Origin of the sequence: Caballeronia sp. GACF4, assembly GCF_023631025.1 — a bacterium.
In the GTDB taxonomy this organism is placed as follows: domain Bacteria; phylum Pseudomonadota; class Gammaproteobacteria; order Burkholderiales; family Burkholderiaceae; genus Caballeronia.
In genome coordinates this window covers 220,711-235,729 of sequence record NZ_JALQDW010000002.1, presented here as the reverse complement: position 1 = coordinate 235,729, position 15,019 = coordinate 220,711, and the positions used below count along the sequence as shown (strand labels likewise).

16 protein-coding genes are annotated in these 15,019 nt (G+C 62.1%); 11 read left to right on the top strand and 5 right to left on the bottom strand.

Annotated features, from left to right (window positions below; all coding sequences use genetic code 11):
- Window positions 1-66: 66 nt before the first annotated feature.
- From NCR40_RS01205 to NCR40_RS01195, 3 genes are read right to left on the bottom strand one after another with little or no spacing between them, the layout of a single operon-like run.
- On the bottom strand, window positions 67-681 hold the full coding sequence (locus tag NCR40_RS01205; protein WP_244826930.1) for a LysE family translocator: 615 nt from the start codon (window positions 679-681) through the stop codon (window positions 67-69).
- A 1-nt stretch (window position 682) separates the two neighbouring features.
- Window positions 683-1,249, bottom strand: a complete 567-nt coding sequence (locus tag NCR40_RS01200) for an adenine phosphoribosyltransferase (protein ID WP_244826929.1) — start codon at window positions 1,247-1,249, stop codon at window positions 683-685.
- 57 nt (window positions 1,250-1,306) lie between these two features.
- Window positions 1,307-3,301 (bottom strand): monovalent cation:proton antiporter family protein, encoded by a 1,995-nt coding sequence (locus tag NCR40_RS01195; RefSeq protein ID WP_250462867.1) that lies wholly within the window; start codon window positions 3,299-3,301, stop codon window positions 1,307-1,309.
- 161 nt (window positions 3,302-3,462) lie between these two features.
- Here NCR40_RS01195 and kdsD point away from each other — a divergent pair, with 161 nt between their 5' ends.
- The 11 genes from kdsD (at window position 3,463) to NCR40_RS01140 (ending at window position 13,035) form a co-directional block, all read left to right on the top strand.
- Window positions 3,463-4,446 (top strand): arabinose 5-phosphate isomerase KdsD, encoded by a 984-nt coding sequence (gene kdsD / locus NCR40_RS01190; protein WP_244826927.1) that lies wholly within the window; start codon window positions 3,463-3,465, stop codon window positions 4,444-4,446.
- Complete coding sequence (locus NCR40_RS01185) at window positions 4,446-5,012, top strand: KdsC family phosphatase (protein ID WP_244826926.1); 567 nt, start codon at window positions 4,446-4,448, stop codon at window positions 5,010-5,012. Before kdsD ends, NCR40_RS01185 begins: the two co-directional genes overlap by 1 nt.
- Before the next feature lie 4 nt (window positions 5,013-5,016).
- Complete coding sequence (gene lptC / locus NCR40_RS01180) at window positions 5,017-5,619, top strand: LPS export ABC transporter periplasmic protein LptC (RefSeq protein ID WP_244826925.1); 603 nt, start codon at window positions 5,017-5,019, stop codon at window positions 5,617-5,619.
- 40 nt (window positions 5,620-5,659) lie between these two features.
- The gene (lptA, locus tag NCR40_RS01175) at window positions 5,660-6,361 is read left to right on the top strand and encodes a lipopolysaccharide transport periplasmic protein LptA (RefSeq protein ID WP_244826924.1); all 702 of its coding nucleotides are present in this window, start codon (window positions 5,660-5,662) and stop codon (window positions 6,359-6,361) included.
- A gap of 11 nt (window positions 6,362-6,372) precedes the next feature.
- A complete protein-coding gene (lptB, locus tag NCR40_RS01170) occupies window positions 6,373-7,140 on the top strand; it encodes an LPS export ABC transporter ATP-binding protein (RefSeq protein ID WP_244826923.1) in 768 nt (255 codons plus the stop codon).
- Window positions 7,141-7,289: 149 nt separating this feature from the next.
- Window positions 7,290-8,807 (top strand): RNA polymerase factor sigma-54, encoded by a 1,518-nt coding sequence (locus NCR40_RS01165; RefSeq protein ID WP_244826922.1) that lies wholly within the window; start codon window positions 7,290-7,292, stop codon window positions 8,805-8,807.
- A 179-nt stretch (window positions 8,808-8,986) separates the two neighbouring features.
- The gene (gene hpf, locus NCR40_RS01160; RefSeq protein WP_244826921.1) at window positions 8,987-9,346 is read left to right on the top strand and encodes a ribosome hibernation-promoting factor, HPF/YfiA family; all 360 of its coding nucleotides are present in this window, start codon (window positions 8,987-8,989) and stop codon (window positions 9,344-9,346) included.
- A gap of 397 nt (window positions 9,347-9,743) precedes the next feature.
- Window positions 9,744-10,199: a PTS IIA-like nitrogen regulatory protein PtsN gene (ptsN, locus tag NCR40_RS01155; protein ID WP_244826919.1), complete on the top strand. Its 456-nt coding sequence runs from the start codon at window positions 9,744-9,746 to the stop codon at window positions 10,197-10,199.
- A gap of 222 nt (window positions 10,200-10,421) precedes the next feature.
- Window positions 10,422-11,390 carry an HPr(Ser) kinase/phosphatase gene (gene hprK, locus NCR40_RS01150; protein ID WP_061172712.1) on the top strand — a complete coding sequence of 323 codons (969 nt, stop codon included), beginning with the start codon at window positions 10,422-10,424 and terminating at the stop codon, window positions 11,388-11,390.
- Window positions 11,391-11,470: 80 nt separating this feature from the next.
- Window positions 11,471-12,367, top strand: a complete 897-nt coding sequence (gene rapZ / locus NCR40_RS01145; protein WP_244826918.1) for an RNase adapter RapZ — start codon at window positions 11,471-11,473, stop codon at window positions 12,365-12,367.
- A 35-nt stretch (window positions 12,368-12,402) separates the two neighbouring features.
- Window positions 12,403-13,035: an LON peptidase substrate-binding domain-containing protein gene (locus NCR40_RS01140; RefSeq protein WP_244826917.1), complete on the top strand. Its 633-nt coding sequence runs from the start codon at window positions 12,403-12,405 to the stop codon at window positions 13,033-13,035.
- A 4-nt stretch (window positions 13,036-13,039) separates the two neighbouring features.
- Here NCR40_RS01140 and mutY read toward each other — a convergent pair whose 3' ends face one another.
- A complete protein-coding gene (gene mutY, locus NCR40_RS01135; protein ID WP_250508532.1) occupies window positions 13,040-14,101 on the bottom strand; it encodes an A/G-specific adenine glycosylase in 1,062 nt (353 codons plus the stop codon).
- 5 nt (window positions 14,102-14,106) lie between these two features.
- Window positions 14,107-14,937 (bottom strand): bifunctional DNA-formamidopyrimidine glycosylase/DNA-(apurinic or apyrimidinic site) lyase, encoded by an 831-nt coding sequence (gene mutM / locus NCR40_RS01130; protein WP_250508531.1) that lies wholly within the window; start codon window positions 14,935-14,937, stop codon window positions 14,107-14,109.
- Between the last annotated feature and the right edge of the window lie 82 nt (window positions 14,938-15,019).

Below are 15,019 nucleotides of genomic sequence, written 5' to 3'. Positions count from 1 at the left end.
CTGGTAAGCGTTCGGTGAGCGCTGGTGAGTGTTCGTGGCGTTCGTGAGCGTTCGAAAGCGCCCGCCTCAATCCTTCAACGCGACGCGAATCCCGAGCGCGATGAACGTCACGCCAGCCACACGATCCAGCCACAAGCCCACGCGCGGACGGCGCTTGAGCCACGAACCGATCATGCCCGCGCCGATGCCGAAGAGCGAGAACACCACGACCGTTTGCAGCATGAACGCGCCGCCAAGTTCGAACATCTGCAGCATCACGCTTTGCGCGCCGTGCGGATCGACGAATTGCGGCAGAAACACGATAAAGAACAACGTGACCTTCGGATTGAGCATGTTGCCGATCACGCTCTGCCGGAACACGGTCGAAAGCGGTTGGCTCGCGCGTTCATGCGCGGTCGCGATGCCACGGCTGCGCAAAGCCTTGATGCCGATCCACACGAGATAAGCCGCGCCCGCGAGCTTCACGGCCTCGAACGCCATCGGCGAAGAGCGCAAGAGCGCCGCAATGCCGAGCGCCGCGAGCGTCGTGTGAAAGATCACGCCGCACGCAAAGCCGAGCGCCGCCACGACGCCCGCAAGCCGTCCTTGCGAGATGCCGCGCGCAAGCACTTGCAGATTGTCCGGCCCCGGCGCGACGGTAATCGCCACCGATGCGGCAAGAAAGAGGAGGAAATTCGGCATCTCAATGCCCCGCGAATTCACAAACGGTGTAAAGCGGCACGCCGCTTTCACGCAGCAGTTTCGAGCCGCCCAAATCCGGCAAGTCGATGATCGCCGCCGCTTCCACCACTTCCGCACCGAGCCGGTCCAGCAAAATCTTGCCTGCCATCATGGTGCCGCCGGTCGCGACCAGATCGTCGACGAGCACGATGCGATCGCCCGGTTTGCACGCGTCTTCGTGAATCTCGACGGTCGCGCTGCCATATTCGAGCTCATAGGACTGTGAGAGCGTCTTGTACGGGAGCTTGCCTTTCTTGCGGATCGGCACGAAACCAAGGCTCAGTTCGTACGCGAGAATCGGCCCGATGATGAAACCGCGCGCATCGAGACCGGCGATCGAATCGAGTTTTGCATCGATATAACGCTGCACGAACAGGTCGATCAACGTGCGTAGCGCGCGCCGGTCCTGCAAGACGGGCGTGATGTCGCGAAACTGCACGCCGGCCTGCGGCCAGTTTTCGACGGTGCGCACGCGCTCCTTGATGAAACGCGCGGCGTCCGGCGTGACGTTCGTAGGGGTAAAGGACATGACTTCTCCAAGTCCGCGCTGTGAGGCCGCGCCCGCCTTGACGATGAAGAGAAAAAGTTACGCTGCCCGGCGGTTGCGCGAAAGCCGCTCTTCGGCTTGCGCGAGCCCTTCGGGCATGCCGCGCAAGACGACGATGTCGTTCGCGCGCAGCTTGGTGTCGGGGGCGGGTTCGACGCCCCGGATGCCGTGGCGCCGGATCGCGGTGACCTCGACACCGTTGCCGACGAGCCCCAGATCGTCGAGCGAATGCCCGACCGCGTCCGATTTCTCGTCGATCGGTACGGATTGTAGCCGTACCTGCTCGTGGCCATCGTCGTCGTCATCGTCATCGGCGCCGTGGAAGTAGCCGCGCAGCATGCTGTAGCGCGCGTCGCGCATTTCCTCGACGCGCCGCACGACGCGGCGCATCGGCACGCCCATCAGCACGAGCGTGTGCGACGCCAGCATCAGGCTGCCTTCGACGATCTCCGGAATCACTTCCGTCGCGCCCGCTGCGGTGAGCTTTTCGAGATCGGCGTCATCGACGGTACGCACGATCACCGGCAAGGTGGGCGCGAGTTCGTGGATGTTGTGGAGCACGCGCATCGCGGATGGCGTATTCGCGTAAGTGATCGCGACCGTCGCCGCGCGATGCAGACCCGCCGCGAGCAGCGATTCGCGGCGCCCGGCATCGCCGAACACGACCGATTCGCCGGCCGCCGCCGCTGCCGCCACGCGATCCGGGTCGAGGTCGAGCGCCACGTAGGAAATGCCTTCCTGCTCCAGCATGCGCGCGAGATTCTGCCCGGCGCGGCCGTATCCGCAAATGATCACGTGACCGCTTTGCTTGAGACTTTGCGTCGCGATCTTCGTCATTTGCAGCGATTGCAGCATCCATTCCGTCGACGACAGCCGCAGCACGATCCGGTCGGCGTTCTGGATGATGAACGGCGCGGCGAGCATGGACAGCAGCATCGCGGAAAGAATGGCCTGCAGGATGGTCGGATCGACGAGATGCGAATCCAGAATCAGATTCAGCAGCACGAAGCCGAATTCGCCCGCCTGCGCGAGCCCGAGACCCGTGCGCATGGCGACGCCCGGCGTCGCGCCGAACAGACGCGAGAGCCCGGTGATCATCACGGCCTTGAGCAGAATCGGCAGGATCAGAAAGCCGAGCACGAGGAACGGATGCTCCCAGATCACGCGCGGGTTCAGGAGCATGCCGGTCGTCACGAAGAAAAGCCCGAGCAGCACGTCGCGAAACGGCTTGATGTCCTCTTCCACCTGATGCCGGTAAGGTGTCTCGGCGATCAACATGCCCGCGATGAATGCGCCGAGCGCAAGCGACAGCCCGAACTTGTCGGTGATGAACGCGGCGCCGAGCGTCACCAGCAAGAGGTTCAGCATGAAGAGCTCTTGCGAGCGCCGGCGCGCGACCAGATCGAACCAGCGCGTCATGAACTTCTGGCCGATGAACAGCAGCACCGTCAACGCGACCACGATCTTGATCGCCGCGATGCCGAGCCACATCGCGAGTTGCGACGAATTGCCGTTGCCGAACGCCGCGATGATGATGAGCAGCGGCACCACCGCCAGATCCTGAAACAGCAGCACGCCGAAGATGTTGCGGCCGTGCTCCGATTCGAGTTCGAGCCGTTCCGCGAGCAGCTTGCTGACGATCGCGGTCGAGGACATCGACAACGCGCCGCCGAGCGCGAAGCTCGCCTGCCAGGACATCGGAATCCAAAAGTTGGCGATCCAGCCGAACAGCAGCGCAAGCACGATGGTCGCCCCGACCTGGCTCGCGCCGAGTCCGAACACGATGCGCCGCATCGAGCGCAGCTTCGACAGCGAGAATTCGAGTCCGATGGAAAACATCAGGAACACCACGCCGAATTCGGCGAGATGCTGGGCGCGGTCGCTATCCGGCGCGATGCCGGCCGCATGCGGACCCACGATGATGCCAACGGTCAGATAACCGAGCATCGGCGGCAAATTGAAAAAGCGAAATACGACGACGCCTGCCACTGAGCAGAGCAGCAACAACAGCGTCATTTCGAGCGGAGAAATCATCCGTCCAGCGTCCTCGTTCGTCGGCGTTCCGGCACGCGCGAAGGCCGCGCGACGGTGTCTTGGAAAGGCCCCTGACGCCGGGGCCTGCGGGGGCGGATAGGCGGCGGCGCGTCACGCCCTTGAGCGGCGCGGCGAAGAAACGCCTTTGCTATACTCCGCGCATGATAGCGAAAATCAATGGCGACCGGGCACTGGGACTCGCTCGCGACGTGATCCAGATCGAAGCCGACGCCGTTCGCGGGCTTTCAGAACTTCTCGACGAAAACTTCACGAACGCAGTCGAAACGCTGCTTGCCTGCCGCGGGCGCGTGGTCGTGTCCGGTATCGGCAAGTCGGGACACGTGGCGCGCAAGTTCGCCGCCACGCTCGCAAGCACGGGCACGCCGGCGTTCTTCGTGCATCCGGCCGAGGCGAGCCACGGCGACCTGGGCATGGTCACGGCCGACGACATCTTCATCGCGTTGTCCAACTCGGGCGAAACCGAGGAACTCGTCGCTATTTTGCCGCTCATCAAGCGTCTTGGCGCAAAACTCATCGCCATTACGGGACGGCCCGAATCCAGCCTCGCGCAACTTGCGGACATGCATTTGAACGTGCGCGTCGAAAAGGAAGCGTGTCCCATGAATCTCGCGCCCACGGCCAGCACCACGGCCGCGCTTGCCATGGGCGATGCCCTCGCCGTCGCCGTGCTCGATGCGCGCGGCTTCGGTCCCGAGGATTTCGCGCGTTCGCATCCGGGCGGCGCGCTCGGCCGGCGCCTCCTGACTTATGTGCGCGACGTGATGCGCGTGGGCGACGAAGTGCCGGTCGTCTCGCTCGACGCCACGGTATCGGACGCGCTCTTTCAGATCACAGCCAAGCGCATGGGCATGACGGCGGTCATCAACGGCGATCGTCACGTAGAAGGCATCTTCACGGACGGCGACCTGCGTCGCATCCTGCAGCGCGACGGCGATTTCCGCGCGCTGAAACTCGCCGATGTTATGACGCGTAATCCGCGCACGATCGGTCCGGACCATCTTGCCGTCGAAGCCGTGGAACTGATGGAGCGCTTTCGTATCAATCAGATGCTGGTCGTGGACGCCGACGCGACACTGATCGGCGCGCTGAACATGCACGACCTCTTTTCCAAGAAGGTGATCTGATGGCGCAAACGCCTTCTTCCGCCGCTTCTGACGCATCCGCCGCGTCCGCTATCGAACGCGCGAGCCGCGTGAAGCTCATGATTTTCGATGTCGACGGAGTCTTCACCGACGGCAGCCTCTTCTTCACCGCCGAAGGCGACGCGATGAAATCGTTCAACTCGCTCGACGGCCACGGCGTGAAGATGCTTCAGTCGGTCGGCGTGCAGACGGCGATCATCACGGGCCGCAAGTCGGGCATCGTCGCGGCGCGCGCGAAGGAACTGGGCGTCACGCATCTTTATCAGGGCGTCGCGGACAAGACCGTTGCCCTCGCCGAGTTGCTCGCCGCGACCAAAATAGCCGCCGACGAAGCCGGCTACATGGGCGACGACTGGCCCGACCTCGCCGTGATGCGCCGCTGCGGTTTCGCGGCCGCGCCGGCGAACGCGCATCCGGAAGTGATCCAACGCGTGCATTTCGTGGCCGAAGCGCGTGGCGGTCAAGGCGCGGTGCGCGAAGTCTGCGACGTCATCTTGCGCGCGCAGAACCGCTACGACGCGCTGCTCGCCGCGGCGCTCGGAGAATAAGCCAATGCCTCGTCCCGGCCGTTTCTCCTCCTTGCTGCCGCTCGTCGCCATGGCGGCGCTCGCGGGCATCACCTATTGGCTTCTGCAGAGCACGCTGCCGTCCGGTGCGCCCGCGCCCGAGCAGCCAAAGCGTCATACCGCCGATTACTTCGCCGAGAATTTTTCCGTCTCCGAACTCGATACCTCGGGCACGACGCAGTATCGCCTCACGGCCAAGTCCATGGTGCATTACGAAGACGACGAAAACAGCGACCTGACGCTGCCCGCCATGCGCATGTTCCAGCCGCAAAAGCCCACCGTCACGGCGACGGCGCAGCGCGGCACGGTGAACGGCGACGTGTCCATCGTCGATCTCTACGACAACGCCCGCATCCTGCGCGCAGCCGGTTTCGGCGATCCGCAGATGCAGGCGGATTCGCAGCATTTTCGCGTGCTGGTGAACGACGATGTCATCGAGACGGAAAAACCGGTTAGACTTCAGCGCGGCCCGTCCGTGATGACGGCCAACGGCATGAACTACAACAACGTGACCCGGGAAATGAAGCTCTTTGGTAACGTGCGCGGCGCGATAGCCGCGTCGGACATCAACGGCGGCTCGTCAAAGTAACCTAGTTATCCCGGCAAATCCTTCCGAATTTTGTGACTGCATGAACCAAAGCTTCCCTCGTCCCGATGGCGGCCACACGCGCGCAATGTTCGCGCGCCGCACCGCGCACGCCGTGCGGGCCGGGCTCGCGGCCGCCCTGGTCTCGCTGACTTCGCTCACCGCGATGCTGGCGCTGCCAACTGCGGCGCACGCCGAAAAGGCCGACCGCGACAAGCCGCTCAACATCGAAGCGGACAACATGTCCTACGACGACCTGAACCAGAAGAACGTGTTCACCGGTCACGTCGTTGCGACCAAAGGCACGATCGTCATCAAGGCGGATCGCGTCGATGTCACGCAAGATCCACAGGGCTATCAGTACGCGACCGGCACCTCGACCGGCAACAATCTCTCGTACTTCCGTCAAAAGCGCGATGGTCTCGATGAGTACATCGACGGCAACGCGGTTCGTATCGACTACGACGGCAAGAACGACTTCACCAAACTCACGACGCGCGCCACCGTGCGCCGCCTGCAAGGCCTGACCAAGGTGCAGGACGAAGTGCACGGCAGCGTCATCACCTACGACGGTCAGAAAGACTTCTACACGGCAACCGCTGGCAAGGACGTGGCCTCACCAGGCAATCCGACCGGCCGCGTGCGCGCCATGCTCGCGCCGCGCAGCGGCAACGCGGCGTCGCTGGATGGCCCGCCCGCCACGCTTGCACCGTCGAACACTCTAAAGGGAACGCCGCAGCAGTGAACTCGCCAGCCATGCCCCACCGTAAGCCGGAAGGCCAGTCGAGCTCGCTGGTCGTGCGCAATCTGAAGAAGCGTTACGGCTCGCGCACCGTGGTGAAAGACGTGTCGCTCGATGTGAAGAGCGGCGAAGTCGTCGGTCTGCTCGGACCGAACGGCGCAGGCAAGACTACGTCGTTTTATATGATCGTCGGCCTCGTGCCGCTCGACGCAGGCGAAATCGTGCTCGACGATACCTCGATCAGCCTTCTGCCCATTCACCAGCGCGCGCATCTCGGTTTGTCGTATCTTCCGCAGGAAGCCTCGGTGTTTCGCAAGCTCACCGTCGAGCAGAACATTCGCGCGGTGCTCGAACTGCAGACGGACGAAACGGGCAAACGCCTGTCCAAAGACGCCATTACACAGCGCGCCGAAGCCCTGCTCGATGAACTGCAGATTGCGCATCTGCGTGAGAATCCGGCATTGTCGCTGTCGGGCGGCGAACGCCGGCGCGTTGAAATTGCGCGCGCGCTTGCAACCAACCCGAGCTTCATCTTGCTCGACGAGCCGTTCGCGGGCGTCGATCCTATCGCGGTGCTGGAAATCCAGAAGATCGTGAAGTTTCTGAAGCAGCGCAACATCGGCGTGCTGATCACGGACCACAACGTGCGCGAGACGCTCGGCATTTGCGACCACGCGTACATCATCAGCGATGGCAGCGTGCTGGCAGCGGGTGCGCCGAGCGAGATCATCGAGAATGAAAACGTGCGGCGCGTTTATCTGGGTGAGCATTTCCGCATGTAACGCGTAGGACGAAAGGCGCGTGTACCGCGCCGCATCAAGTCGCAAGTGCAATTTTTACGTGCCGCCCACCGAGGCGGCACACGCTTTTTTGGATTCGCCGCGAGGTTTCGCGCGCGTGGCAAACTCTCTACAATGAATAAAAATTTGCCATGAAAGCCAGCCTCCAACTCCGACTATCGCAGCATCTTGCGCTGACCCCACAACTGCAGCAGTCCATCCGGCTGCTGCAGTTGTCGACGCTCGAATTGCAGCAGGAAGTGGCAATGGCCATCGCGCAAAATCCGCTGCTCGAGAACGAGGACGACTGGATTGCAAGCCCGCTGCGCGTCGCGGCAGACGGCTCGCTGATCTCGTCTCCCGCTTCGAACAATTCGGCGCCCGAACCCATGATGAGCAACGGCTCGTCATCGAGCACGTCGAGTTCCGATCGCTCGGAGAACGGCGAGCCGCAAGGTGTCGACGAATACAACGGCATGGGCTCCGACAACGGCGCGGATTCGAGTTCGTGGAACCTCGAAGACTATGGCCGTTCGAACAATGCCTCCGACGACGACGATCTCCCGCCGCTGCAAATCCACGAATCGACCACGACGCTGCGTGACCATCTGACCGCGCAGTTGCGCATGACGTCGGCGAACCAGCGCGATCGCGCGCTGATTACGTTCCTAATCGAGTCATTGGACGAAGACGGTTATCTCACGGCCACGCTCGAAGAAGTCCAGGCCGATCTGCCCGACGAACTTGAAGTCGATGTCGACGAACTCAGCGCGGCACTCGCCTTGCTGCAGAGTTTCGATCCGCCCGGTGTGGGCGGCCGCTCGGCATCCGAGTGTTTGAAGCTGCAATTGCTGCGACTGGATGGTTCGCCCACGCGCACGCTTGCGCTGGACATCGTCAACAATCATCTGGAATTGCTTGCCGCGCGAGATTTCACGCGTCTGCGCAAGCATCTGAAGGCGAGCGACGATTCGCTCCGGGACGCGCATTTGCTGATCAAGTCATTGGAGCCTTTTCCAGGAGCTGCCTATGGCAAGAGCGAAGCCGATTACGTCGTACCGGACATTCTCGTGCGCAAGATGTCTGGCGGGTGGACCGCCGAGTTGAATCCGGAGATTGTGCCGAAGCTGCGTATCAACCACTTGTACGCGAACATTTTGCGTAACAACCGTGGTGATCCGGGCAGCGGTTCGTTGCGGCAACAACTTCAGGAAGCGCGCTGGCTCATCAAGAATATTCAGCAGAGATTCGAGACGATTCTTCGCGTCGCGCAGGCCATTGTCGAGCGTCAGAAGAACTTCTTCGCTCATGGCGAAATCGCCATGCGGCCCTTGGTTTTGAGGGAAATTGCTGATACGCTGGGTTTACACGAGTCGACGGTTTCACGCGTGACGACCGGAAAGTACATGCTCACCCCATTCGGGACGCTTGAATTTAAGTACTTCTTCGGATCGCATGTTTCGACTGACACTGGAGGCGCGGCATCGTCCACGGCGATCCGGGCCCTCATCAAGCAACTGATAGGAGCGGAAGACCCTAAAACTCCTCTTTCAGACAGCCGCATCGCCGAACTGCTGGCGGAACAAGGCTTCGTGGTTGCGCGGCGCACTGTCGCCAAGTATCGCGAGGCACTGAGAATTCCCGCAGTGAATCTGCGCAAGTCTCTTTGACCCGTCTCTATAGTCTGTCGCATGTCGCGACGGACGTTTACCGGCCGCAGCGCAAATGCGCGGACGAGCCGGCCGGTGCGCCCTTCCTCACGCGCTCGTAGCTCATGCGCTCTGGAGCCGCATCGCCGACCGGTATCGGACGAGCCTTGGCCTGGCGGCCATCAGCTTGGAGAGCAACTATGAACTTGAAGATCAGTGGACACCACCTCGAATTAACGCCTGCGTTGCGCGAGTACGTGATCACGAAACTGGACAGGGTGCTGCGTCACTTCGATCAAGTGATCGACGGCAGCGTTGTCCTCTCGGTCGACAATCATAGGGAAAAGGACAAGCGGCAAAAGTGTGAAATCAACTTGCATGTGAAGGGCAAGGACATTTTCATCGAGAGTTGTGACGTTGATATGTACGCGGCCATCGATCTGATGGTGGACAAGCTGGATCGTCAGGTCATCAAGCATAAGGACAAGATCCAGGGCCACGCTCACGAGGCCATCAAGTACCGCGCCGAAGCGCAAGAACTGGAAGCGCCGTCGCCCTGAATGCGGCGCGTCGCGTGATCCGAGGTCGTTTTGCACGTGCCCGCCGCCAGCCGGTGGGCGGGTTTGGAGGAAATCCTCCAACCTTGGCCGAACAGTCATCGAGAGCACAGACCAGAGCAAAGCCGCCCGCCTTGGCGGCTTTTTTGTTGTGAACGGGTTACGAATCAGCACAAGCCATTGATTTCCCGGGTTTTGTACTGCACATTGAGTTGCAAATAGGGCAATGGCGCGCCGCACCATGACGCTTTACCCTGTTCTATAATGGCCCGGTTGTTACAGGGGTTAACCAAACAGATACGCTGCAGGAAGCCCAAGCGCATTTTCCGTCCGATCGTCGCCGTGCGCGCTTACAGTAGCCACGATGAGGAGCTATCAGGCCACGCATCAGCCTGCCAACATGAATCGTTTAGCTAAATTTCTTCCCATCGAGAACGTGGTTCTCGGACTGGCCGTTACCAGCAAGAAGCGTGTATTCGAGCAGGCGGGTCTGATTTTCGAGAACCAGAACGGCATCGCCCGCAGCATCGTCACCGACAATCTCTTCGCTCGTGAGCGTCTCGGCTCGACTGGCCTCGGCGAAGGCGTCGCCATTCCACATGGCCGCATCAAGGGGCTGAAGCAACCGCTCGCCGCCTTCGTGCGCCTGGCGGAGCCTGTCGCGTTCGAATCGCCCGACGGGCAGCCGGTTTCGCTCCTGATCTTCCTGCTCGTGCCCGAGCAGGCGACCCAGCAGCATCTTGAAATTCTCTCGGAGATCGCGCAATTACTCTCCGACAGCGAAGCGCGCGAGCGTTTGCATAAGGAAGAAAATCGCGAGGCCCTGTATCAGGTCCTCACGCAGTGGCAGCCGTAAGCGGCGCGCTCGCACTGCCGAGAGCCGCATTTGCAGCAGGTCAGCCGCCCTTTCCAGGCTTTTTGGGGCGTCTCGCTTATGCGGTGCTTCTGCGGCACAATCGTTTCAAACGCGGTCTGAACGCGGGTCAAACGCAGTAAAATGCAGCACCATGCGGCTGATTGAAGCAATTCGCTTCGGCGCGCGTTGGCTGCTCCCGGCTTCCAACGGAGTTCCGGCCTCATGGATACGTCCAGCATCAACGCCCAAAGCATTTTCGACGACAACGCCGCCACTTTGAAGCTCAGTTGGCTGACTGGGCACGAAGGCTGGGAACGCGGGTTTTCGAGTGAAACCGTTGCCAACGCGACCTCCAGCGCGGACTTGGTCGGCCACCTGAATCTGATTCACCCCAACCGTATCCAGGTGCTCGGCGACGCCGAGATCAACTACTACCAGCGCCAGTCCGACGAAGACCGTTCGCGCCACATGGCCGAACTGATCGCACTGGAACCGCCGTTTCTCGTGGTGGCAGGCGAAGTCGGCGCGCCGCCGGAACTCGTGCTGCGCTGCACGCGATCGTCCACACCGCTTTTCACGACGCGCATGTCCGCGGCCGCGGTCATCGACAGTCTGCGCGCTTACATGTCACGCATTCTCGCGCCACGCGCCACGCTGCATGGCGTGTTCATCGACATTCTGGGTATGGGAGTGCTTCTGACCGGCGACTCCGGCCTCGGCAAAAGCGAACTCGGGCTGGAGTTGATCAGCCGTGGTCACGGTCTGGTGGCCGACGACGCCGTGGATTTCGTGCGCCTTGGTCCTGATTTCGTCGAAGGGCGCTGCCCGCCCCTGCTGCAAAATCTGCTCGAAGTGCGCGGTCTCGGTCTGCTGGACATCAAGACGATTTTCGGCGAGACCGCCGTGCGCCGCAAAATGAAACTCAAGCTGATCGTGCAACTGGTCCGTCGGCCGGATGGCGAGTTTCAACGGCTTCCGCTGGAAAGTCAGACCGTGGATGTCCTCGGTCTGCCGATCAGCAAAGTGACGATTCAAGTCGCCGCGGGCCGAAACCTTGCTGTGCTGGTAGAAGCGGCGGTACGCAATACGATCCTGCAATTGCGCGGCATCGACACGTTGCGGGACTTCATGGACCGTCAGCGGCTCGCCATGCAGGACCCGGATAGCCAGTTCCCCGGCAAACTGATCTAATTTCCCGCCCGAGTTCACGCTCGAAGCGCGAAAAACGGACCCGAAGCCAGTGCTAAGATAAGGCAATTGTAGCGAAGCCCATGCGTATCATCCTGATCACCGGCATCTCCGGCTCTGGCAAATCGGTTGCGCTGAACGCTCTCGCGGACGGCGGCTACTACTGCGTCGACAATCTGCCGCCGCGCTTCTTGCCCGAACTGGCCGATTACCTGTCGAGCGAAGGACAGCAGCGTCTCGCCGTCGCCATCGACGCGCGTTCGAGCCATTCCCTGGACGATGTCCCCGGCATCATCCACACACTGTCTAGCAAGTACGACCTGCGCGTGTTGTTCCTCAACGCAAGCACGCAGTCGCTCATTCAGCGCTTCTCCGAGACGCGTCGCCGTCACCCGCTTTCCGGTTCACCCATGCACGAGGCCGATGTCGGCGTGCTCAACTCGCTCGCGGAAGCCATCGAGCGGGAACGCGAACTCGTGGCCGACCTGGCCGAGTACGGCCATCAGATCGACACCAGCAATCTGCGCGCGAACGTCCTGCGCGCGTGGGTCAAGCGCTTCGTCGAAACCGATGCCGCCGACCTCACCCTCATGTTCGAATCGTTTGGCTTCAAGCGCGGCGTGCCGCTCGACGCCGATCTTGTTTTCGACGTGCGCACGCTGCCGAATCCGTATTACGACCGCGAGTTGCGCCCGTTCACGGGCCTCGATCAGCCGATCATCGACTATCTTTCGGCGCAGCCCATGGTCGGCGAGATGATCGACGACATCGGCGAATTCGTCGGCAAATGGCTGCCGCGCTTTCGCGACGATAACCGCAGCTATCTCACGGTTGCGATCGGCTGCACGGGCGGGCAACATCGCTCGGTGTACATCGCACAGGCGCTGGCCGCGCACTTTCGCGGCGACGCCAATGTGATCGTGCGGCATCGTGACGCGCCCATCCCCGTGGATGACAGCGCAATCCACACGCGAACCTGATCGCCGCGTCGGCGGTCGCAAACTGGAGGCGCGCAATGTCCTCGAACCCCGTTCTAGCCGACTTGCCGCTGTTTCCGCTTCACACTGTCCTCTTTCCCGGCGGCCTGCTGCCGCTCAAGATTTTCGAGGCGCGCTATCTCGACATGGCGCGTTCGTGTCTGCGCGAGAAGTCGCCGTTCGGCGTGTGCCTGTTAAAGAGCGGTCATGAGATCGCGTCGCCGGGAGATCCGTCGGTGCCGGAAAGCATCGGCTGTCTTGCCGAAATCACGGAATGCGATGTCGATACCTTCGGCCTCCTGCTCGTGCAGGCGCGCGGAACGGAACGCTTTCGGCTCGTGACGCATCGCGTCGACCCGAGCAATCTGCTGGTTGGAACGGCGGAAGTGCTGGGCGAGGATCAGCCGCTGCATGGCGCTGAAACGCTCGCCAAGTTCGGCGCGTGCGCGGAGGTGCTGGAGCGCATCATCGAGACCATCAAAACGCGCGAGCCGCAGAACCTTCCGTTCGTCGAGCCCTATCTCTTCGACGACCCCACCTGGGTGTCGAACCGTCTTGCCGAAATCCTGCCGATTCCCATGCGCGCGCGCCAGAAGCTCATGGAACTGATGGATGCCGGCGCGCGTATCGACGTCGTGCATCACTACATGCAGCATCATCAACTGCTTTAGCGCTTCAGATGAGCGAGCCGGTGAGCCCGTCGAGCAGCTTGCGAACGGGCGCGGGAACGCCGAACGCATCGAGCCGGGAAAGCGGCGCCCAGACGGTTTGCGCGTTGTTCAGTTCGCGCGGCGTGCCACGGGTTTCGCCGAGACGCGGCTCGATTTCCAGCTTGAAATGCGTGAACGTATGCGAAAGCGGCGCAAGCCGCTGCAACTGCGCGTCGCCGCCAAAACTGTGCGCCACGGCCGCGAGCGCGGCTTCGTCGGCGGCTTCGGGCAAGCTCCAGAGACCGCCCCAGATTCCCGTCGGCGGACGCTTTTCTAGCAGGATCGAATCGCCGTCTTTCAGCACCAGCATCCACGTCTTGCGCGTCGGCACCGCTTTCTTCGGACGCGCCGCCGGCAACTCGCGCTGACGTCCTTCCACGTTCGCCACACAATCCGGCGCGAACGGACAGCGCGCGCAATCGGGCTTGCCGCGCACGCACAGCGTCGCGCCGAGGTCCATCAGGCCTTGCGTGTAGGCGGTGACTTCATCCTTGTTGGCGGCATCGGGCAAGAGCGATTCGGCGAGCGTCCACATTGCGTTCTCCACACGCTTTTCGCCCGGAAAACCTTCGACGCCGAACACGCGCGCAAGCACACGCTTCACGTTGCCATCGAGGATCGTCGCGCGTGCGGCGAACGCGAACGATGCAATCGCCGCCGCCGTCGATCGGCCGATGCCCGGCAATTCCGCGAGCGCTTCGACTGTGCGCGGAAACGCGCCGCCGTGTTCGAACGCCACGACCTGCGCGCAGCGATGCAGATTGCGCGCGCGCGAGTAGTAGCCGAGCCCGGCCCAGAGCGCCATCACGTCGTCGATCGGGGCGTCCGCGAGCGCAGTCACGGTCGGGAAACGTTCGAGAAAACGCGCGTAATACGGAATGACCGTGCTGACCTGCGTCTGCTGCAGCATGATCTCCGAGAGCCAGATGCGGTAAGCATCCCGCGTGTTCTGCCACGGCAGGTCGTGACGGCCGTGAATGCGTTGCCACGCGATCAGGCGCGCGGAAAAGTCAGTAAGAGCGAGCATTGAGTTCAACGTTGGCAGCGCGGGCAAAAGTACGTCGAGCGTTGCCCCTGGACGATTTGCTTGATGGCGGTGCCGCACACATGGCAGGGCAATCCGGCGCGATCATAGACGAAATAGTCGAGCTGGAAGTAGCCCGATTCGCCATTGCTACCGACAAAGTCGCGCAGCGTGCTGCCGCCCTTTTCGATCGCCGCCGCGAGCGTCACGCGCACGGCATCGGCGAGCAGATCGTAGCGCACGAGCGAGATGCGCCCGGCGGCAGTCGTCGGACGAATGCCCGCGCGAAACAAGCTCTCCGACGCGTAGATATTGCCCACGCCCACGACGATTCCACCTGCAAGCAGCGCCTGCTTCACCGATACTTTGCGCCCGCGCGTCGCGCGAAGCAGCAGCGCGCCTGAGAATTCCGGCGAGAACGGTTCGACGCCGAGACTCGCGAGCAAGGGATGAGCGAGCACGTCGCCATCGGCGCGTGCGTGCCACAGAATCGCGCCGAAGCGACGCGGATCGCGAAAGCGCAGGATGAAGTCATCGAACACGATATCGACGTGATCGTGCTTGGCGGCATCCGGTGGGCGCGGCACGTTACGCAAGACGCGCAACGTGCCTGTCATGCCGAGATGCACGATGAGCCAGCCTTCGGCCGTCTCGAACAGCAGATATTTGCCGCGCCTTTCGACCTTCTCTATTTTCAGGCGCGCGAGCGTCTTCGCGAGATGCGCCGGAATGGGCCAGCGCAGCGCGGGTGTACGCACATCGACATGCTCGACGCGCCTTCCGGCGACATAAGGTTCGATTCCGCGACGGGTGACTTCTACTTCCGGCAGTTCTGGCATATTTCCTGGAGAGCGTCTTGCTGGGACGAGTGTGCCGGTATTTTAGCCACCGCGTTACAATCGACCGAAACATCGTCTGGAT

Coding starts and splice junctions, on each gene's coding strand:
- NCR40_RS01140 (WP_244826917.1), top strand. CDS start 12,403: ATGTCCTCGAACCCCGTTCTAGCCGACTTGCCGCTGTTTCCGCTTCAC.
- NCR40_RS01200 (WP_244826929.1), bottom strand. CDS start 1,249: ATGTCCTTTACCCCTACGAACGTCACGCCGGACGCCGCGCGTTTCATC.
- NCR40_RS01185 (WP_244826926.1), top strand. CDS start 4,446: ATGGCGCAAACGCCTTCTTCCGCCGCTTCTGACGCATCCGCCGCGTCC.
- hpf (WP_244826921.1), top strand. CDS start 8,987: ATGAACTTGAAGATCAGTGGACACCACCTCGAATTAACGCCTGCGTTG.
- lptC (WP_244826925.1), top strand. CDS start 5,017: ATGCCTCGTCCCGGCCGTTTCTCCTCCTTGCTGCCGCTCGTCGCCATG.
- lptA (WP_244826924.1), top strand. CDS start 5,660: ATGAACCAAAGCTTCCCTCGTCCCGATGGCGGCCACACGCGCGCAATG.
- hprK (WP_061172712.1), top strand. CDS start 10,422: ATGGATACGTCCAGCATCAACGCCCAAAGCATTTTCGACGACAACGCC.
- rapZ (WP_244826918.1), top strand. CDS start 11,471: ATGCGTATCATCCTGATCACCGGCATCTCCGGCTCTGGCAAATCGGTT.
- mutY (WP_250508532.1), bottom strand. CDS start 14,101: ATGCTCGCTCTTACTGACTTTTCCGCGCGCCTGATCGCGTGGCAACGC.
- NCR40_RS01165 (WP_244826922.1), top strand. CDS start 7,290: ATGAAAGCCAGCCTCCAACTCCGACTATCGCAGCATCTTGCGCTGACC.
- ptsN (WP_244826919.1), top strand. CDS start 9,744: ATGAATCGTTTAGCTAAATTTCTTCCCATCGAGAACGTGGTTCTCGGA.
- lptB (WP_244826923.1), top strand. CDS start 6,373: ATGCCCCACCGTAAGCCGGAAGGCCAGTCGAGCTCGCTGGTCGTGCGC.
- mutM (WP_250508531.1), bottom strand. CDS start 14,937: ATGCCAGAACTGCCGGAAGTAGAAGTCACCCGTCGCGGAATCGAACCT.
- NCR40_RS01195 (WP_250462867.1), bottom strand. CDS start 3,301: ATGATTTCTCCGCTCGAAATGACGCTGTTGTTGCTGCTCTGCTCAGTG.
- kdsD (WP_244826927.1), top strand. CDS start 3,463: ATGATAGCGAAAATCAATGGCGACCGGGCACTGGGACTCGCTCGCGAC.
- NCR40_RS01205 (WP_244826930.1), bottom strand. CDS start 681: ATGCCGAATTTCCTCCTCTTTCTTGCCGCATCGGTGGCGATTACCGTC.